The following is a 17,722-nucleotide window of genomic DNA, read 5'->3' as shown; positions in this document are numbered from 1 at the left end:
TCAGCTTGTACGCGCCCGATGTCTGCGCGACATCAGCGTGTTTCTTCTCCATCGAATCCGCGAGTTTGCGCGGTCGCGCTCAAGCCCTTGCCATCGGGCCTGTGCCAACCTTTTTCCATGGCGGCGCGCCCCTCAGGTGCTGCGCTGCCCGGCCTGTCTTGCCGCGCGTAACACGCGTGACATGCGAGCCACGTAATACAGGACACGAGCTTTATGAATTCAGTTGTCAAGACGTACAAGGGTTATGAGATTCACCCGCTCGTTTATCCGCGCCGCCCGGCGGACGGTCAGACGAGCCGCAACCCCGACGCAGGCTACGATGCTTCGGTGCGCATCTGCCGCGTGGGCGCCAATCCGGCGGCCGACGGGCGCGTGTTTCGTCTGCAGTACCTGTTTCCGTTCGACGGCACGGGCAAGGCACGCATTGCGTGCATGGTTCACGCCGAGCAACTGATCGACGGCCGCGTAGACGGCCAGTCTGTCGCCGATCTTTGAGCGGTATTATCAGCCTGAAGGCTGATGCCGCCGCGCAGCGGGCCTTAAAAGCCACTGCAAACCGATTCAATGCTGTGCCACCTGGATTTTCCGGGGACCAGCTACCCTTATCCCATCGACCAGGAGTTATGCATGGCGAAAGAAGAACTGCTTGAACTTGACGGTATCGTCGACGAAGTACTTCCGGACAGCCGTTACCGCGTGACGCTCGACAACGGCGTCGTGGTTGGCGCTTACGCGTCCGGACGCATGCGCAAGAACCACATCCGTATTCTCGCGGGCGACCGTGTGACGCTGGAATTGTCGGTTTACGATCTGACCAAAGGCCGGATCAATTTCCGTCACAAAGACGAACGTGCTGGCGGCGGTGGTCCTCGCCCGGCCAATTCGCAATTCCGTCGCCGTTAAGGTTTGACGGCACGCAGACCGCGCGTTGCACGGTCGTTGCGTGAAAGTGGTAAGCGAGGCCTTTCGCGCGCCTCTTCCGGCCAGGTTCACTGATCTGCTGATTCAGGCTTGGACGGCGCGCTGCGGCGTCGTCTGAGTTTTATCTGCACGCTGTGTTCATGATGAGTCGCTTACGGGGCTCACACGCACCGGCATCGCACGCTCAGGCCAGCTACGGCTGGCGCTTGGGTCGATTTTGGCCGCCTTGGCCAATTTATCGGTTTGCGACATTGCATGCATGACCCGGCGCGCTGTTTTAGCGCCGTCGCTTTGCCGACGGGCATTTCCCGCTCGTCGTAGCACCCTGCCTTTTTACACGCCGAACACCGCCCCGAGATCCTCTCCGGCGGCGCTTTTGCGCACCTGCTCGACCACCCGCTCTTCCAACTCCGACAGATGCTCGCGCATCGCCGCCAAGGCCGCATGAAGGTCACCGGCGTCGAGCGCGTCGATGATTTGCGTGTGTTCGTCTGCAGAACAGGTTGATCCTTTCGACGGGTCGAACAACGCCTTGTACAACTCGGTCTTCGCAACCAGTTGCCCGACCAGCCCGAGCAATTCGGTGCCACCGGCCAATTCGGTCAATAGCACATGAAACTGGCCGGCGAGGCGCACGCACTCCTCAATGGAACCTGAACGCAACGCTTTTTCTTCGCTGCGCACATGCACACGCAACCGACGCTTGTGCGCAGCGCCCAAGCCGCCGCACAAAGCCGCCACGATTCCCGCCTCGACAATCTGCCGCGCCCGATACACCTGCCGGATGTCCTCTTCCGACGGCGACGGCACGAACGCGCCGCGGTTCGCCGCCAGCCTCAGCTTGCCCTCGAAGCCCAGTCGCGCCAGCACCTTGCGCAGCGCGCCGCGCGTGCAGCCGAACGCCGCAGCAAGATCGCGCTCGACTAGTTGCGCGCCTGGCCGCAGGCGGCCTTGCAGTAACGCCGTGGTAATCGACGTGTAAATGCGCTCTTCGACGCTGACCGGATCGTCTTCGCTTGCAGCGGGAATGGGCATGTCGGTGTCGATTGACGGTGAGCGCCGTGTACGTGTGGCCATGGTTCAGTGAGCGTAAACAGTGCGGTATCGGCGGGCATTCTAGCGGCCGCCGATGGACCACGCCATCGGCTTATGCCGTGAGCTATACCGGACATTGATCAAATGGTTAACCATTCCAGGTTATTATGGTTGACCAAAATTCCCGTCGCCAGGATTTTCCGATGCCGTGATGCGGCGTGATTGAATCCGGATCCCGAGTAAAGCGAAGTCGTCCCCGCTTGCCGCGCTCGACTTTTCGCGCTCATCCGGCCGGTCACTGCCCGGCTCATCGCGTTACGTTTCCGCCAACTCAAAGGTCTATCCGTGAATTCGCAATCCAGCGCCACCTCCTCCCATGTTTCCGCCGACCCAACCACCACGGCGCTGAACTGGCAGGACGTCGTCTGGCTCGGCGCAATCGTCGTGATCAGTATCAATCTGCGTCCGCTTCTGACGTCGATCAGCCCGTTGATGACCACCATCCGCGACGCTACTGGCCTCAGCTTTTACGGTGCGTCGCTGCTGACCAGCCTGCCAGTGGTCGCGATGGGCATTGGCGCATTTGGCGCCGGCGCACTGAGCCGCAGCATCGGCGAGATACGCGGCGTCGCGCTCGGACTGATTGCCATTGCGCTCGCCTGCGCGGCTCGATGGGCGGCGACGAGCGGCAGCGCGTTGCTCGCGACGGCGATCCTCGCGGGCGCGGGTGTCGCGGCGATCCAGGCGCTGCTTCCCGCCGTCATGAAGCAGCGATTTCACGCGCGTGTGCCGTTGGCGATGGGTGTGTTCTCGGCGTCGATCATGGGCGGCGGCGGGCTGGGCGCGAGTTTGAGCCCCTGGGTAAGTCGCACGATGCAGTCGTGGCACGCGGGTCTTGCAATGTGGGCGATCCCAGCGTGCGTCGCGCTGCTGGGCTGGTGGGCATTGAATCGCCAGCGACCCCACCTTGCGCCAGCGCAGCCAGTCAGGAACGTGCAATCCGCGACGCCTTCCCTCTGGACCAACCGGCGTGCCTGGACCCTCGGGCTGTACTTTGGCATCGTCAACGGCGGTTATACGAGCCTTGTCGCATGGCTGCCGGCGTTTTACCAGCAGCACGGCGCGAGCGTCGCCACAAGCGGCTCGCTGCTCGCAGGCATGACGGTCTTTCAGGCGATGGCCGCGTTGTTATTGCCACTGGCCGCCGCCTCCTTCCGCGATCGCCGGCCATGGTTGATGCTGGGATTGTCCGCGCAACTCATCGGACTGCTGGGCCTGATCATCTCGCCCGACAGCGCCCCGTTGATCTGGGTAGGCGTGGCAGGCGCGGGCCTGGGCGGGACCTTCTCGCTGACACTCGTGACCGCGATGGATCACGCCCACGATCACCGCGTGGCCGGCAAGCTCGTCGCGTTCACGCAGGGTGTCGGCTTCATCGTGGCGGCCGTGGCGCCCGTTGTGGCCGGCATCGTGCGAGGCTGGAGCGGCGGTTTCGGCGCCGCGTGGGTCATGCTGGCGGTCTGCGTTGTCGCGATGATGGCGGTCACGCTGCTGTTTTCGCCGCGCAGCTATGGGCGCTGGCGCTGATTGCCTGATGCCGCCGACGTGCGCCGCCTCGGTGCATTGGCCGCGCATGCCCCGTGCGGGTGCAGGCGCACAGGCCCTCGCTGGCAGTAAGTCGATGATTGCATAACGGTCGTGGCAGGGCGGAGTTTCTGGCGTGCTTATTGCTTTTAACGTGGCCAGTCGTCATAAAACCTCCTCATGCTGCGCGTTCTCCTCGTTACCGACACAGATAAGCCCATCGGCGATCTGCGCGATGCCCTCGCGCGGCTCGGCTATGAGATGCTGGCCGGCACCGCCACCCCGCAGGCGCTGCATCGCGTGGTGCAGACTGAGCGGCCCGACGTGATCATCATCGATACGGAATCGCCGTCGCGCGACACGCTCGAACAACTCGCGGTGATGAACGCGACCGCGCCGCGCCCGGTGCTGATGTTCAGTCACGATGCTAACCAGCAACTGATTCGCGACGCAGTCGGCGCGGGCGTCACCGCCTATCTCGTCGAAGGGCTCGCCACCGAGCGGCTCGCGCCGATCCTCGAAGTCGCACTCGCGCGTTTTGCGCAGGAATCGCAGTTGCGCGAACGTCTCGCGCAAGTCGAAAACGAACTCGCCGAACGCAAGCTGATCGACCGCGCCAAGCGTCTGTTGATGGATCAGCAGAAAATCACCGAACACGCCGCCTATGCGAACCTGCGCAAACGCGCAATGAACCAGGGCGTCAAACTCGCCGAAGTCGCGCGCGCGATCGTCGCGTTGGCCGACTCGATTAAATGAAGCGCCGCTCATGAACTCTGCCACTTCCGCTGCGTCGTCCGTCGCGTCGTCCTCCTCGGGTCCGCTCGAGAAGACGCATTTGCGGCTCGGCTTCGTGGCGCTCTCCGATGCAGCGCCACTCGTCGCCGCCAAGCTGCTCGAATTCGGCCACGCGCATGGGCTGACGCTCGAGTTATGCCGTCAGCCGTCGTGGGCCGCCGTGCGCGACAAGCTGTTGTCCGGCGATCTCGATGCGGCTCACGCGCTTTACGGACTCGTCTACGGCGTGCAACTCGGCCTCGGCGGTCCGCGAACCGACATGGCCGTGCTGATGGTGCTCAACCGCAATGGCCAGGCGATCACGCTGTCGAACCGTCTCGCCGATGCGCTCGCCGAACACGGCACGCTGCCCAGGGCGCTGGCCACACTCGGTCGCAAGCCCGTTTTCGCGCAGACGTTCCCGACCGGCACGCACGCGATGTGGCTGTACTACTGGCTCGCGTCGCAACGCGTCGACCCATTACGCGAGATTGAAAGCGTGGTGATTCCGCCGCCGCAAATGGTCGCCGCGCTCGCCGACGACAAACTCGACGGCCTGTGCGTCGGCGAACCGTGGAATGCGATGGCCGAAGCGGAAGGTGTCGGCAGAACCGTCGCGCAAACGGGCGATGTGTGGCCCGATCATCCCGAGAAGGTGCTGGCGTGCCGCCGCGATTTCGTCGACGCCAATCCGAATACGACGCGCGCACTCGTTCAGACAATGCTGGAAGCGTGTCGCTGGCTGGACGGTGCGGGACATCGCGATGAAATTGCGCGCTGGCTGGCGCGGCCCGATTACATCGGCATTGACGAGGCGCTGATTGCAGCCAGACTAGGCGCCGCTGTCGAAGCGGGCTTGCCGGTGCGTTTCTTCGACGACGGTGCGGTCAACTATCCGTATCCGTTCGAAGGCGCGTGGTTTCTCACGCAGTTCGAACGCTGGGGCATGATCGACGCGCGTACGGATTACGCGCAGATTGCGGCACAGATCAATCAGACGCAGTTGTATCGTGAGGCGGCCGCGCGCGTGAACGTGGCGGTGCCCGATGGGGAGCCGGCACGCACGTTGATCGATGGAGAGGTCTGGAGCAGCGGTGCGCAGGCCACGGCGTACGCCCAGCGTTTTACGATTCACCGATAAAAAAGCCTCGGGCAGTTCGTTGCCCGAGGCCTTTCACGTATCACGCACAGCGCTCGCGTTTAGAAGTTGAAGTTGTCGATATTGCTGGCATCGAACGTAGTCGGCGGTCCAAGAATGATTTCGCCTTGCGGCCCGATCGTGCGCTTGCCGAGCTTGCCTGCATCGAACGATTCGCCTTCCTTACCCGTGATCGTGCCGGACGACAAGGCCGCCGCCGCATAGGCCGCGAGATAGCCGAGCTGGTTCGGGTCCCACAACTGGAACGCTTTCACGGTGCCGTTCTTGACGAAAGCTCGCATCTGGTTGGGCGTGCCGAGACCGGTCACGGCCACCTTGCCCTTGCTCGACGACGTCGAGATATAGCGTGCTGCTGCGGCAATACCGACCGTGGTCGGCGCAACAATCGCCTTCAGGTTCGGGTACGCCTGCAACAGACCCTGCGTCTCGGTGAACGACTTCTGATCGTCGTCGTTACCGTAGGCGATCTTGACGAGCTTGATCTTCGAGTACTCCGGCTTCTTCAATTCCTCCTGCATCCACTTGATCCACGTGTTCTGATTGGTCGCGTTCGGCGTCGCCGACAACACGGCGAACTCGCCTTCCCCGCCCATCAGCTTCGACACCAGTTGCACCTGGCCGCGTCCAATGCCTTCCGCGTTGGCCTGATTGACGAACAGTTGACGGCCTTCTGGCGCGGTGTCCGAATCGAACGTGACGACCTTGATGCCCTGCCCCATCGCTTTCTTCAGATACGGGACCACGGCGTTCGCATCGTTAGCCGCGATCACGATCGCGTCCTGATGCTGCGTAATCAGCGTGTTGATGTACTGCACCTGCGACGACGCGCCCGCATCCGACGGCCCCACCACTTTGCCCACGCCGCCGAATTCCTTGATCGCGGCCATGCCGCCGTTGTCGGCAATCACTTCGTACGGGTTGTTGATCTGCTTCGGCACGAATGCAATCTTCAGACCGCTTTTCAGATCGGCGGCCGATGCAGCGCAACTCATCGCAATCAACGCAACGCAAAGCGCGGCTTTACCAGTGTGACCTAGAGGTTTGAACATGAAGCGTCTCCTGCTTTGTTGTTGGACGTGGTGATGTCCGGGTTATCAGTCGTTGGACTTTCTTTTCGTAGACAGCTCGCAGACAACATGAAAAACAGCGTTATAAAGAGGTAGCAGACTTCGCAATAAAGCGCCGGTCGCGCGCGGCCCGCCAGCGGGCAACCAGGTTCGGTATCAACACCGAGGCCAGCAACAGCACCCCGGTGACGACAGTCAGCGTTTCGCTGGAGACATCGTCGAGCGTCAGCGCATTTTTCAGCACGCCGATGATCAGCAGCGACAGCAGAACCCCGATCATCGAACCGCGTCCGCCGAAAATACTCACGCCGCCGAACAGCACGGCAGCGATGACCGACAACTCGAAGCCTTCCCCGTTATCGCCGCGTGCGCTGGTGAAGCGCAGCGTGTAGACCACGCCCGCCAATGCGCTCATCGCGCCGGACAGCACGAACAGACGCAGCCGGAGCTTCGCCACTTCGATGCCGGAGAACGCGGCGGCGGTCGGATTTGCGCCGATCGCATAGAGGCTGCGGCCAAACGCGGTGGACTGCAACAGCACGGTGAACACCACCGCGCCGACAATCACGATCACGAACGGCAGAGGAATGAAACTCCAGCCGAGCGTGTCCATGCCGAACGCCGTGTAACCGGCCGGAAAATCCGCGACGGCCTGATCGCCGAGCAACACATACGCGAGGCCGCGAAACAGCGCCAGCGTACCGATCGTGACCGCGAGCGAAGGCAGGTTCAATTTGACGATCACGAGCCCATTCAGCAGGCCCGCCAACGCACCGGCAATCACGACCAGCACGATCACCACGGGCATCGGCAAGCCCATATGCCACAACACGCCCATCAATGCGCTCGACGCACCCAGCACCGACGCCACGGAAAGATCGATTTCAGCAGCGACGATGATCAGCGTCATCGGCAACGCCATCAACGCGATCTCGGTCAGATCGGCCAGAATGTTGCTCATATTCGCGCCCGTGAGAAACACCGGCGACAGCACGCGCCCGAGCACGAGCGACAGAACCAGCACGATCACCAGCAACACTTCCCATTGCAACGGCGTTTCGCGTTTGCGCGTCAGCAGCGCGGAATCGGGTTTAGCCATGATCGCGTTTCCTCATCATGCGTTTGGCAACGGAGCGGGCCAGCAAGGTATCGGCGGTAATCGCGGCGACGATTAGCGCGCCCTGAATGGCCTGCTCCCAGAATGGCGATACGTGCAGCACGACCAGCGCGATACTGATTACGCCGAGCACCAGCGCACCCAGCGTTGCGCCCAGAATCGTGCCGACGCCGCCGGTAATCGCAACACTGCCGACCACGGCCGCGGCGACGACCTGCAATTCAATGCCCTTGGCCGTGCTCGCGTCGACGGTGCCGAAACGGGCCAGCCACAAGGCGCCCGCGAAACCGGCAATCGCGCCGGACAGCAGAAAGCCCGACATCACGCGACGCTCGACATTCACGCCGGCAAGACGCGCGGCTTCGGGATTCGAGCCGATCGCATAGTGTTCACGCCCCCCGCGAAACTGCTTGAGGTACACCGCCAGACCGATCAGCACGACGATCGCGATCAACGCGAGTGTCGGGATGCCGAGCAGCGTGCCGGTTGCAAGCCGCGAATACGCGTCGGGCAAACTGGTCGCGTTGATCTGGCCGCCGTGAACCCACGCGTAATCCGCGCCACGGAAGATGTACAGCGTGGAGAGTGTGGCGACCAGCGACGGCACGCGGCCCACCGCAACCAGCAGCGCGTTGATGCCGCCCGCTACGAGACCGATCGCCAGCCCGGCCGCCAACGCGACGAGCACCGGCATATGAGGAAACGCGACGTAAAGCGCGCCGACCGCATACGCGCTAATGCCGACTGTCGACCCCACCGAAAGATCGATATGCCGCATCAGAATCACCACCGTCATACCGGCGGTCAACAAACTGATAATCGACACATTCAGCAATACGTCACGCAGATTCTGCAGATTCAGGAACTGCGGCTTCGCGAGCCCCGTGCCCACGATCAACAGAATCAGCACGACGAACAGCGTCGTCTCGCGGCTCTTTGCGATGCTCGACACAAAGCCGCCCGGCGTGCTGGCCGAGCGCTTCGGCAACGGCGGCTGAACCGGTGCGGGATGAGTTGAAGAATGGCGCATCATGCGGCGTGTCCCAACGGTGGAAGCGGTTGACCGAGCGCCGCGCCCATGATGCGCTCCTCGTCAGCTTCGGCGCGCGCGATATCCGCGCTGATACGGCCTTCGTGCATCACCAGCACACGGTCGGCCATGCCGAGTACTTCCGGCAGTTCGCTCGATATCATCAGAACAGCCATGCCTTCGCGCACCAGTTCTGCGAGCGCGCTGTAGACCTCGGCTTTTGCGCCGACATCGATGCCGCGCGTGGGTTCGTCGATGATCAGTACTTTGGGTCCTGTCGCGAGCCATTTGCCGAGCACGACTTTCTGCTGATTGCCGCCCGACAACGTGCCGACCGGCGCATTCGGATCGCCCGCTTTCAGACGCAGACGCGTGCCCCATTGATTCGCGAGTTGCGTCTCGCTGCGGGTGGAAATAAGGCCGTGTTTGACCAGTCTCCCGAGCACAGTCATCGACGCATTGCGGGCGATGCTCAACTCAAGTGCGAGTCCCTGCTGACGCCGGTCTTCCGGCACTAACGCAAGGCCTGCCCGCACTGCCGCGGCCGGCCGGCCGGTGGTCAGGCGTTCACCGCTGAGCCACACTTCGCCTGAATCGAGCGGATCGATACCGAAGATCGCGCGTGCGACTTCACTGCGTCCCGCACCGACGAGCCCCGCCAGCGCGACAATTTCGCCGGCGCGCACGTCGAAGGAAATATCCTTGAAGACGCCGATTCGCGTCAGGTTTCGCACCGACAGGCGCACTTCGCCTGGTGGCCGGTCGGCCTTCGGATAGAACGTTTCCAGATCGCGGCCGACCATCTTCGCGACGATCGATTCGGTTGTGAGATCGGCGGTGAGTCCATCGAATACTTTGGCCCCGTCGCGCATGATCGTGACGCGTTGTGTCAGCGCGAATACTTCGTCGAGCCGGTGTGTGATGAACAGAATCGCCACATCGCGTTCGCGCAGTTTGCGCACAATGGCAAAGAGCCGCTCGACTTCGGGGAGCGACAATGCCGCCGTCGGCTCATCCATGATCAGCACGTTTGCGTTCAGCGACAATGCTTTCGCAATTTCGATCACCTGCTGATCGGCAATCGACAACCCGCGCACCAGTTGATCCGCACGCAGATCGACGCCGAGCGACGCGAGCAGACCATCCACCTCGCGGCGCATCGCGTCGTATTGAATCCGGCCGATTCTGTCGACCGGCTGGCGTCCCATGAAAATGTTTTCGGCAATCGACAGATCGAAGAACAGCGTGGGTTCCTGATAGATCACCGCGAGGCCCGCATCGCGTGCTTCAGCGGGCGTCGCGAAACGGCTGGCGGTGCCGTTCACCAGCAATTCGCCGCCGTCCGGCTGATGCACGCCGGCGAGAATCTTCACGAGCGTAGACTTGCCTGCGCCATTTTCGCCGAGCAATGCATGGACTTCGCCCGGCCACAGCGCGAGATCGCCGTCCGATAATGCACGTACGCGGCCGAATGATTTACTCGCATGCCGTAGTTCGAGCCGCGGCACGGCGGATGGTGTTTGCTGCACTGCCTGTCTCCTTCTTGTTTCGCAATTCCGACGACTGCCAGCTACGTTAGACGATGCAGTTAGACGCCCTGTCAGATGCGGTAGTAACGCTCGGCATTACGGCGAAACAGCGCCTCTTTTTCGCTCACGCTGGCACCGTCGACAATCGCCGCATACGCGCGCCACAAGTCCGTGTAAGAGCCGAATTGACGATCGACCGGAAAGTTCGACGCGAACATCGCGCGCTCGACGCCAAACGTATCGATGGTTTCGAGCACATAGGGCCGCAGGCTTTCCACGGTCCATTGATGATCGAACATCGCCAGCCCGCTGATCTTCACGACCACGTTTTTGCAACCCGCCAGCGTGCGCAAGCCTTCACGCCATGCGCGATATCCGGCCACGCTATTGCGGTCCACGAACATGCCCGCATGGTTGACAATCAGCAGCGTGTCGCCATGGACACGCGCCAAGGCGGCCGCTTCCTCCATTTGCGACGGATACAGTTGCAGATCGAACGACATGTCGTAACGGCGCAGCAACGCAAAGTTCTCACGCCATTGCGGCTCGCGCATGAAATGACGGCCGACGTAATCGAACAGTTTGTCTTCATGCACATTCAGAATCTGCCGGATGCCCCGCGTATTCGCGAACGATGCATGCGCTTCGAGCAACGCCGGCGCATCCGGCGATGACAGATCGACAGCAGCGACAATCGCGTTCGGCATGCCGCGCGACGCCTGACGATCCGCGATGGACTGCAACCAGCGCGTCTCTTCGACGGGATCGGCGGGATCGTGATTCGCTTCCACATGCACCAGTTTCAACACGTCGATATCACCGGCTTCGCGCAGCAGATCGTCGAGCAGATAGTCGTGTTTCAGATCACGCGCGTCGCCGACGAACGACACGCCCGGGTTTTCCAGCCACGGATAACGATGCGTCTTCAGGTCCCACAAATGGATATGTGAATCGACAACCTGCATGCAACACTCTCCGTCCAGTGAAAGTCACTTCGAGGTCAACTCAGCGATACCTGCATGCACCGGCGCATGCCGGCGCACATCATCGAACCGTCAGCTCAGCGAATTCAGGTGAAAGACCGGCTCCAGCGATTGCTGAAGCGGCGTGTGATCCGGCGCCGTGTGCATGATGTCGGCCATGTAATCCCACCATTTGCGCATCACCTCGAGTTGCGGCAGTTCTTGCATGGTGTGATTGGAGGTCCGCGTCAGCACCGCGAACAGATGGTCTGAGTCCGGATCGAAGAAAATCCGGTAGTCGCGCACCCCTGCGTTGTGCAGCGCATCAACCAGCTCGGGCCAGATTTGCGCGTGACGTCGTTCGTATTCCTCGCGCATGCCGGGGTTGAGCACCATGCGGAAAGCGATTGTTTCCATTGCGGCCTGTCTCCCGTCGTATCTGGGCGCTTTCCCTATCAAGCTTGGGCGCGTCTGATGCGACTATAATTCCTGCGTCGATAGCATCTCAATCCGTTGTTGGGATTGGGCGATCCACAAACCGAATCGCACCGCCTCCATGAGCCAACATTCTGCTGCCGTCGCACTCGTCAATCGGCTCAAATTCAAGCACCTCGCGCTGCTCGTCGCACTCGACGACACCCGCAATCTCCATCAGGCCGCCGAAGCCGTCAATGTCGCCCAGCCCAGCGCGAGCCGCATGCTCGGCGATATCGAGGAAGCGTTCGGCTTTCTGCTGTTCGAACGCAACGCGCGCGGTATGACGCCCACGCCGCTTGGCGTCGTGACGCTCGCCTACGCCCGGCGCGCGCTGACCGAGTTGACCCGCTTCGCCGAAGACCTCGACGTCAAACGACGCGGCGGCCACGGACAATTGACCGTCGGCGCGATCATGGGCGCCGCGCCCGATCTGCTCGCGATGTCGGTCGCTGCATTGAAAACCGAAAGCCCGCTGCTGAATGTGCGCATTCTCGGTGAGACCAGCGACCAGGTCGTCCAGTTGCTGCATCGCCGCGAAGTCGATCTCGCGTTGGGCCGGCTGACCAGTCCGCTGCAGCACAACGACTTCAGCTTCGAGCCGCTGGCGCGTGAAACCTTGTTGCTCGTGGTGCGCTCGGTGCATCCGCTGGCGCAGCGCTCGCGCATTACATTGCGCGAACTGATCGACTGGCCGTGGGTGGCGCAACCCGTCACCAGTCCGGCGCGCGTGTTGTTCGAAGAGGAACTCGCGCGTGACGGACTCGCCACACCGGTGAACCTCACCGAATGTGCGTCGATCTTCGCTACGCTGCAATTGCTCGAAAATTACGATGCCGTCGCGATGCTGCCCGAGTCGGTCGTGCGCGATCATTTGCGCGGCAAGCTGCTGGTCGCATTGCCGCTCGAAATCGGCAAGAGCCTCTCCGGCTTCGGCATTCTCACGCGTAAAGGAGAAACGCTCGCGGAACCCGCACTGCGTTTCATCGACCTGTTGCGCGGTTTCTCGCGCAAGCTCACACGCGACGATTCCGCCGCGCCCGAAGCGGACTTGCTGGTCGTGCCGGCTCCGGCGCATTGAAATCGGCATTGCGTGTTACTGCAGGTTGACGAAGAGACCACCGTCGACCAGCAGCGCCGCGCCGGTGACGTAACGTGCGCGGTCTGACGCGAGAAACACCACGCAATCGGCAACATCTTCCGGACGGCCAAGGCGGCCTAGCGGAATGCGCTTTTCGAAGTACGCTTTCTTCGCTTCGTCGGCGAGATCTTCCGCGTTCAGGTCGGTGGCAATCGTGCCGGGCATCACCGAATTGCAGCGAATGCCGTAAGGTCCCAACGCCACCGCGCACGACTGCATCAGCGAATGCACGCCGGCTTTGGTCGGCGTGTAATGCGTCTGCATGCCGCCGCCCACTAGCGCGCTAATCGAACTCGTCGCCACAATCGCGCCACCTGTACCCTGCTTTTTCATTTGTTGCGCAGCGGCTTGCGTCACATAAAACGCGCCGTTCAGATTGACCGCGACTGTCGATTCGAGCACTTCCGGCGGCATGTCGAGAAACGCGTGGAACGGACAGATGCCGGCATTGCTCGCGAGCACGTCCACTTTACCGAATGCCTCGACGGTATGACGCACGAGTTCCTGACCCGTTTCGCGCGCGGCGACATTGCCTTCAATCGCGATCACGCGCCGCCCCAGCGCCTCGATTTCGGCAACCACTTCCGCGACGGCGGAACGGCGTCCATACGATGCGTCGTTATCGCCCCAGTAGTTGATCGCCACGTCCGCCCCTTCGGCGGCGCATGCGACGGCGATCGCGCGGCCAATACCACGCGAGCCACCCGTGACGATCACGACCTTGTCCTTGAGCAGCACGTCATTCTCCTTTGCAGAGTCAATCCGGATACTGAAAGCGGTGAGAACCTCGATTCGATGCGGGCGTTGGCTTCAACGCGGATAAGGCCGCACCAACGCGCACTCCGGATTCAATCGCACGCCGAATCCCGGCGTGTCCGGCACTTTCATTCTGCCGTTCACGGGTACCGGTTCGTCGAGCAGAAGCGGCGTGAACATCGGCACGACTTCATCGGCCTTCGGCGCCATCATCAGAAACTCAGAGAACGGCGAGTTGTGACGCGTGACGACGAAGTGATAGCTATAAACCGACGAACCGTGCGGCACCACCATCACGTTGTGCGCATCGGCGAGCGCGGAAATCTTGATCAACTCGGTGATGCCGCCGCACCAGCCCACATCCGGTTGAATCAGATCGCAGCACTGCATCTCCAGCAGCATCCTGAAACCCCAACGCGTCGCTTCGTGTTCGCCGGTGGACACCATCATGCCGCGTGGCACGTTGCGGCGCAGTTCGGCGTAACCCCAGTAGTCGTCGGGCGGCAGGCACTCTTCGATCCATTTCAGCCCGGATTCATGCGCGCCTTGGGCAAGTTTGGTCGCGTACGGCACGTCGAGGCTCATCCAGCAGTCGTACATCAGCCAGAAGTCGTCGCCGACACGGCTGCGCATGTCCGCGAGCTTGTCCAGATTCTTCTTGAGACCCGCCTCGCCTTCGGCCGGACCATGCTGCAATGGCAATTTCCCGCCGATAAAGCCCATTTCCTTGGCGAGATCCGGGCGCGCGCCAGTCGCGTAGAAGATCAGTTCGTCACGCACCGGACCACCTAGTAGCTGGTACACCGGTTCTTTACGTACTTTCGCGAGCAGATCCCATAGCGCGAGATCGACGCCCGAAATCGTATTCAGCACCACGCCTTTGCGGCCGTAGTACAGCGTCGAAAAGTACATCTGATCCCACATCTTTTCGATGTCGGTAACGAGTTGTCCTTCCAGGAAGCGCGCCAGATGTTTCTCGACGATGAACGCGCCAATCTCGCCGCCCGTCGTCACCGCGAAACCGACTGTGCCGTCGCTCGCCTCGATCTCGACAACCAGCGTGCCCAATACGTTGATGCCGAACGACTGACGGCTCTGCCGGTACTCGGGATAACGCGCCATGGGCGTGGCGATGTGATCGTCGATCCAGTGTCCGCCCGGTTGATCGTGATAATCCGCACCGCCACCGCGGACGATGAAGGCACGCACGTGCCGGATAGTAGGCATGGCCATGAGAAAGGCTCCGTTATGGATGCGTCGAACGTGCAGTCGACAATGCGCCTCGCGGGCGCGATGCAGTAAGTTCTGGAATGATGGTCTGGCGTTCTCGCGCAGCAGCGCACGAGTGACGAACACGAGAGATTCCGCTGGCGGACGCCATGCAAACGCGCGGCACACTGCGTTGCTCGCGCCTGGCGTGCAGATCCATGTCGTCTCCTTCGCGAAGCACGCTACCTGGGCGCGCTTTGCGTTCTTGTGTTGGGTGATGCTCTTGCCGCTACCGCGTCGACGCTAGATCGACCTAGTAAGTCGCCCGGCCACCGGACAGATCGAACACCGAAGCCGTGCTGAACGCGCAGTCTTCGGATGACAGCCAGAGAATCAGCGACGCCGCTTCTTCCGGCAAAAGAAAGCGGTTCATTGGAATTTTGGAGAGCATGTAGTCGATGTGCTGCTGCGACATCGAATCGAAGATTTCGGTTTTGGCGGCCGCCGGTGTGACGGCATTGACGAGAATGTTTTTCGTCGCAAGTTCTTTACCGAGCGATTTGGTCAAGCCAATCAGCCCCGCTTTGGACGCGCTGTAGTGCGACGCGTTCGGGTTGCCTTCCTTACCTGCCACCGACGCAATGTTGACGATCCGGCCATAGCCCTGCTTGAGCATTTGCGGCACGACCGCGCGGCAGGTGAGATACGGCCCGATCAGATTGACGTCGATCACGCGACGCCACATGTCGGGTTCCAGCTCCCACGTCGTGCCGTTGCCACCGGTAATGCCGGCGCAGTTGATCAGCACATCGATTGCGCCATGATCGGCGACAGTTTGTGCCACGGCCTGCGCGACAGCGGCTTCCTGAGTCAGTTCGACGGTGACGGCTGTCACCTTGCCGAGTTCGGCAAGCTCGCGCTGACTGCTCGCCAGACGTTCGCTGTCGACATCCCATAGCGCCACCGACGCGCCCGAGTTCAGCGCCCGCTGCGCCACTGCGTAGCCGATGCCGCGCGCACCGCCCGTAATGGCAACTACGCGCCCCTCCAGATCGATCTGATTCATCGCCGTGCTCCTGTGGGCCGCCTGAGCGGCGTGCCTCTGTGAGTTGTTGTGATGCTGCAGTGAATGCTTGGATTGCTGCCAATATACGGGCGGGGCGATGTGCTAACAATTCGAGTATTGAAGAGGGCGATAACAAAAGTGGATCGGGTGGCAGGTGCGCGCTGCCGGCTAGCGGGTTGTCACGGCGGGGGCAATGCAGACAGGAGTCCACGTGCCGTTCGACACCGGACCTTCGCGAATTGAAATTTTTACTGGCCCGATTGAGTCGTGGTCAGCGCAGGGCTGGCGCGTGGCACAACGACAAAATGCCATTCCAGATGAATGACTGCTTGAACTTTGATTAGCCCCAGGCTGCCCAACTCGTGACAGGCAACCTGGAAATCAAGCATGGCAAGCGTACTACTGGTAGACGACGACGCAGAAGCTCTGGCTGCATGGAGCGCAAGTTGCACCGCTGACGGCTTCGAAGTAAGAATCGCAAGCGAGGGCAAATCAGCGTTGGCGATGTTCATCGACTCCCCCGCTGACGTCGTCGTCGCAGACTGGCGCATGCCGGTCATGTCGGGAAGCGAACTGTGTCACCGCTTGCGCAATCTGCCCGGGCTGGCCGACGTGGTGTTCATTCTGGTGTCAGGCGAACCCAGCCCGCCGGCTTTCATCAATTACGACGGGTTCCTGCGCAAGCCTGTAGATGGCGCCATGTTATTGACTACGATGCGGCGACTGCTCGCCGACCACGTTACGCATCGGCAGATGCAGCATGGCGGGACGCCGTAGTCGAAAGCCTTGCGCTACTGCAACACTTTCGCCTGCGGGAAAACCCACGCACCGGTCAGGATTTCCGCACGCGGCCGGTAAAGCCGCATCGTGTAATTCCGGCCTGCAACAACTAGCAGGCAATTCGTCATTTTCCTGACAAGGCGTTCGAATCCGCCTATTCGGCCGCGTCGATAAAAAGCATCGAGATATAAAGAATGGTCGACACCACGATGATGCCCACGCCGACCAGTACCTTGGTCCGGTTGAATTCGAGCCCACCATTAATGGCAACGGCAATTCCAGCGACCGCAGCCAGCGTACCGAACGCGGCCAGCCCAACGTGAATCTTGCTGCGAAGGAGCTTTCCGCGCGTCGACGCGTCGGTGGAGTCCGATTGTTCCTCTTCCATTTCATGCTCCTTCGCGCAATACGCCGATGACATCGGCGAGGTAGCGTCAAACTGCCATGAACCGTTTGTTCACGCCTGATGGATCACTTCACGTCCTCGCCATTACGTGCAACGGATGCCGCAATAGCGGTCACGAAAACCGCCCTTACGGAGTCACCCACCTTGATCTGATCCAGTGCAACGTCTGGTGAGACATCGAGTGTTTCCGTACGCGTCGGTCCTCGTAACGTAATCGTGCGATGCTTGCGGTCGATTCTCTGCACCGTCGCCACCACCTCGACGCGACGGGCCGACGCCACAACCCCACCCGACGCCGGTTGCGCGATCTCGGTGTCGATACGTTTGCGAATGCCATTCGGCGCGAGCTTGTCTACGCCGATCAGAACGGCTTTCTGGTAGGCAATGTTGACGATGTCTCCAATTTGCAGCTTCTTCACATCGGCCACACTGGGATTCACGTCCAGCACCGCGACATTACCCTGAGGCCCTTGAAGCGCGACGCTATTCGAAGCGGCGTCGATTTCGACGACACGTGCCTGAAGATGGACCAGCGCCGCTGCGCCCACGGCTTGCGGAGCCGGTTCCGATGCAGGCGCTTGAGCAAAAGCCGGGTGGGCGGCGCCGAGGCCAACCGCAAGCGCTGCGATGGCGGTCTTCAGCGAGTACAAACGCGGCTTCGATGCATGGCAAGTCATGAAACTCTCCTTTTTTACTGCGTCGTTGATATAAG

19 protein-coding genes are annotated in these 17,722 nt (G+C 61.5%); 7 read left to right on the top strand and 12 right to left on the bottom strand.

The features are described from left to right. Positions 1-213 precede the first annotated feature (213 nt). Both LMG28727_RS03345 and infA read left to right on the top strand, forming a co-directional pair. Positions 214-495, top strand: a complete 282-nt coding sequence (locus tag LMG28727_RS03345) for a hypothetical protein (RefSeq protein WP_201640898.1) — start codon at positions 214-216, stop codon at positions 493-495. A 132-nt stretch (positions 496-627) separates the two neighbouring features. Next, entirely contained in the window at positions 628-903 is a 276-nt protein-coding gene (gene infA, locus LMG28727_RS03340) for a translation initiation factor IF-1 (RefSeq protein WP_074769306.1), read from the top strand. Between the two features lie 351 nt (positions 904-1,254). Here infA and LMG28727_RS03335 read toward each other — a convergent pair whose 3' ends face one another. Next, complete coding sequence (locus LMG28727_RS03335) at positions 1,255-1,998, bottom strand: GntR family transcriptional regulator (RefSeq protein ID WP_201640897.1); 744 nt, start codon at positions 1,996-1,998, stop codon at positions 1,255-1,257. A 303-nt stretch (positions 1,999-2,301) separates the two neighbouring features. On the opposite strand from LMG28727_RS03335, the gene LMG28727_RS03330 reads away from it, so the two are divergent. From LMG28727_RS03330 to LMG28727_RS03320, 3 genes are all read left to right on the top strand, one after another. Further along, a complete protein-coding gene (locus LMG28727_RS03330; RefSeq protein ID WP_328810084.1) occupies positions 2,302-3,543 on the top strand; it encodes a cyanate transporter in 1,242 nt (413 codons plus the stop codon). A gap of 177 nt (positions 3,544-3,720) precedes the next feature. Next, positions 3,721-4,296, top strand: coding sequence for an ANTAR domain-containing response regulator (locus tag LMG28727_RS03325; protein WP_201640896.1), 576 nt, complete (start codon positions 3,721-3,723; stop codon positions 4,294-4,296). Between the two features lie 10 nt (positions 4,297-4,306). After that, the gene (locus LMG28727_RS03320) at positions 4,307-5,455 is read left to right on the top strand and encodes a CmpA/NrtA family ABC transporter substrate-binding protein (RefSeq protein ID WP_201640895.1); all 1,149 of its coding nucleotides are present in this window, start codon (positions 4,307-4,309) and stop codon (positions 5,453-5,455) included. Between the two features lie 59 nt (positions 5,456-5,514). On the opposite strand, the gene rhaS is transcribed toward LMG28727_RS03320, so the two are convergent. From rhaS to rhaM, 6 genes are all read right to left on the bottom strand, one after another. After that, positions 5,515-6,522 (bottom strand): rhamnose ABC transporter substrate-binding protein, encoded by a 1,008-nt coding sequence (rhaS, locus tag LMG28727_RS03315; protein ID WP_201640894.1) that lies wholly within the window; start codon positions 6,520-6,522, stop codon positions 5,515-5,517. Between the two features lie 100 nt (positions 6,523-6,622). After that, positions 6,623-7,639, bottom strand: a complete 1,017-nt coding sequence (locus LMG28727_RS03310; protein ID WP_201640893.1) for an ABC transporter permease — start codon at positions 7,637-7,639, stop codon at positions 6,623-6,625. Next, positions 7,632-8,690: an ABC transporter permease gene (locus LMG28727_RS03305; RefSeq protein ID WP_201640892.1), complete on the bottom strand. Its 1,059-nt coding sequence runs from the start codon at positions 8,688-8,690 to the stop codon at positions 7,632-7,634. Before LMG28727_RS03305 ends, LMG28727_RS03310 begins: the two co-directional genes overlap by 8 nt. Next, positions 8,687-10,216, bottom strand: coding sequence for a sugar ABC transporter ATP-binding protein (locus LMG28727_RS03300; RefSeq protein ID WP_201640891.1), 1,530 nt, complete (start codon positions 10,214-10,216; stop codon positions 8,687-8,689). The genes LMG28727_RS03305 and LMG28727_RS03300 overlap by 4 nt, the downstream gene beginning before the upstream one ends. A gap of 71 nt (positions 10,217-10,287) precedes the next feature. Further along, entirely contained in the window at positions 10,288-11,181 is an 894-nt protein-coding gene (locus tag LMG28727_RS03295) for an amidohydrolase family protein (RefSeq protein WP_201640890.1), read from the bottom strand. A gap of 90 nt (positions 11,182-11,271) precedes the next feature. Further along, entirely contained in the window at positions 11,272-11,595 is a 324-nt protein-coding gene (gene rhaM, locus LMG28727_RS03290) for an L-rhamnose mutarotase (RefSeq protein ID WP_201640889.1), read from the bottom strand. A gap of 139 nt (positions 11,596-11,734) precedes the next feature. Between rhaM and LMG28727_RS03285 the strand changes: the two genes are divergently transcribed. Further along, positions 11,735-12,733 (top strand): LysR family transcriptional regulator, encoded by a 999-nt coding sequence (locus tag LMG28727_RS03285; RefSeq protein WP_201640888.1) that lies wholly within the window; start codon positions 11,735-11,737, stop codon positions 12,731-12,733. A 15-nt stretch (positions 12,734-12,748) separates the two neighbouring features. Here LMG28727_RS03285 and LMG28727_RS03280 read toward each other — a convergent pair whose 3' ends face one another. From LMG28727_RS03280 to LMG28727_RS03270, 3 genes are all read right to left on the bottom strand, one after another. Beyond that, positions 12,749-13,531, bottom strand: coding sequence for an SDR family NAD(P)-dependent oxidoreductase (locus LMG28727_RS03280; RefSeq protein ID WP_201640887.1), 783 nt, complete (start codon positions 13,529-13,531; stop codon positions 12,749-12,751). Positions 13,532-13,603: 72 nt separating this feature from the next. After that, positions 13,604-14,782, bottom strand: coding sequence for an L-rhamnonate dehydratase (gene rhmD / locus LMG28727_RS03275; protein WP_201640886.1), 1,179 nt, complete (start codon positions 14,780-14,782; stop codon positions 13,604-13,606). 289 nt (positions 14,783-15,071) lie between these two features. Continuing rightward, complete coding sequence (locus LMG28727_RS03270; protein WP_201640885.1) at positions 15,072-15,824, bottom strand: SDR family NAD(P)-dependent oxidoreductase; 753 nt, start codon at positions 15,822-15,824, stop codon at positions 15,072-15,074. A 387-nt stretch (positions 15,825-16,211) separates the two neighbouring features. Between LMG28727_RS03270 and LMG28727_RS03265 the strand changes: the two genes are divergently transcribed. After that, positions 16,212-16,601, top strand: a complete 390-nt coding sequence (locus tag LMG28727_RS03265) for a response regulator (protein ID WP_201640884.1) — start codon at positions 16,212-16,214, stop codon at positions 16,599-16,601. A gap of 157 nt (positions 16,602-16,758) precedes the next feature. Here LMG28727_RS03265 and LMG28727_RS03260 read toward each other — a convergent pair whose 3' ends face one another. Then, entirely contained in the window at positions 16,759-16,992 is a 234-nt protein-coding gene (locus LMG28727_RS03260; RefSeq protein ID WP_201640883.1) for a hypothetical protein, read from the bottom strand. A gap of 83 nt (positions 16,993-17,075) precedes the next feature. Next, positions 17,076-17,687 (bottom strand): copper-binding protein, encoded by a 612-nt coding sequence (locus LMG28727_RS03255; protein WP_201640882.1) that lies wholly within the window; start codon positions 17,685-17,687, stop codon positions 17,076-17,078. Between the last annotated feature and the right edge of the window lie 35 nt (positions 17,688-17,722).

Origin of the sequence: Paraburkholderia metrosideri, from assembly GCF_904848625.1 — a bacterium.
Taxonomy (GTDB): domain Bacteria; phylum Pseudomonadota; class Gammaproteobacteria; order Burkholderiales; family Burkholderiaceae; genus Paraburkholderia; species Paraburkholderia metrosideri.
Note: the sequence above shows the minus strand (reverse complement) of the source record. Positions and strands in the feature narration are given on the sequence as shown.

Excerpts from the sequence above, each read along its gene's own strand:
- rhmD (WP_201640886.1), bottom strand. The coding sequence starts at position 14,782 with ATGGCCATGCCTACTATCCGGCACGTGCGTGCCTTCATCGTCCGCGGT.
- rhaS (WP_201640894.1), bottom strand. The coding sequence starts at position 6,522 with ATGTTCAAACCTCTAGGTCACACTGGTAAAGCCGCGCTTTGCGTTGCG.
- infA (WP_074769306.1), top strand. The coding sequence starts at position 628 with ATGGCGAAAGAAGAACTGCTTGAACTTGACGGTATCGTCGACGAAGTA.
- LMG28727_RS03310 (WP_201640893.1), bottom strand. The coding sequence starts at position 7,639 with ATGGCTAAACCCGATTCCGCGCTGCTGACGCGCAAACGCGAAACGCCG.
- rhaM (WP_201640889.1), bottom strand. The coding sequence starts at position 11,595 with ATGGAAACAATCGCTTTCCGCATGGTGCTCAACCCCGGCATGCGCGAG.
- LMG28727_RS03345 (WP_201640898.1), top strand. The coding sequence starts at position 214 with ATGAATTCAGTTGTCAAGACGTACAAGGGTTATGAGATTCACCCGCTC.
- LMG28727_RS03265 (WP_201640884.1), top strand. The coding sequence starts at position 16,212 with ATGGCAAGCGTACTACTGGTAGACGACGACGCAGAAGCTCTGGCTGCA.
- LMG28727_RS03260 (WP_201640883.1), bottom strand. The coding sequence starts at position 16,992 with ATGGAAGAGGAACAATCGGACTCCACCGACGCGTCGACGCGCGGAAAG.
- LMG28727_RS03255 (WP_201640882.1), bottom strand. The coding sequence starts at position 17,687 with ATGACTTGCCATGCATCGAAGCCGCGTTTGTACTCGCTGAAGACCGCC.
- LMG28727_RS03305 (WP_201640892.1), bottom strand. The coding sequence starts at position 8,690 with ATGATGCGCCATTCTTCAACTCATCCCGCACCGGTTCAGCCGCCGTTG.
- LMG28727_RS03295 (WP_201640890.1), bottom strand. The coding sequence starts at position 11,181 with ATGCAGGTTGTCGATTCACATATCCATTTGTGGGACCTGAAGACGCAT.
- LMG28727_RS03320 (WP_201640895.1), top strand. The coding sequence starts at position 4,307 with ATGAACTCTGCCACTTCCGCTGCGTCGTCCGTCGCGTCGTCCTCCTCG.
- LMG28727_RS03325 (WP_201640896.1), top strand. The coding sequence starts at position 3,721 with ATGCTGCGCGTTCTCCTCGTTACCGACACAGATAAGCCCATCGGCGAT.
- LMG28727_RS03335 (WP_201640897.1), bottom strand. The coding sequence starts at position 1,998 with ATGGCCACACGTACACGGCGCTCACCGTCAATCGACACCGACATGCCC.
- LMG28727_RS03270 (WP_201640885.1), bottom strand. The coding sequence starts at position 15,824 with ATGAATCAGATCGATCTGGAGGGGCGCGTAGTTGCCATTACGGGCGGT.
- LMG28727_RS03285 (WP_201640888.1), top strand. The coding sequence starts at position 11,735 with ATGAGCCAACATTCTGCTGCCGTCGCACTCGTCAATCGGCTCAAATTC.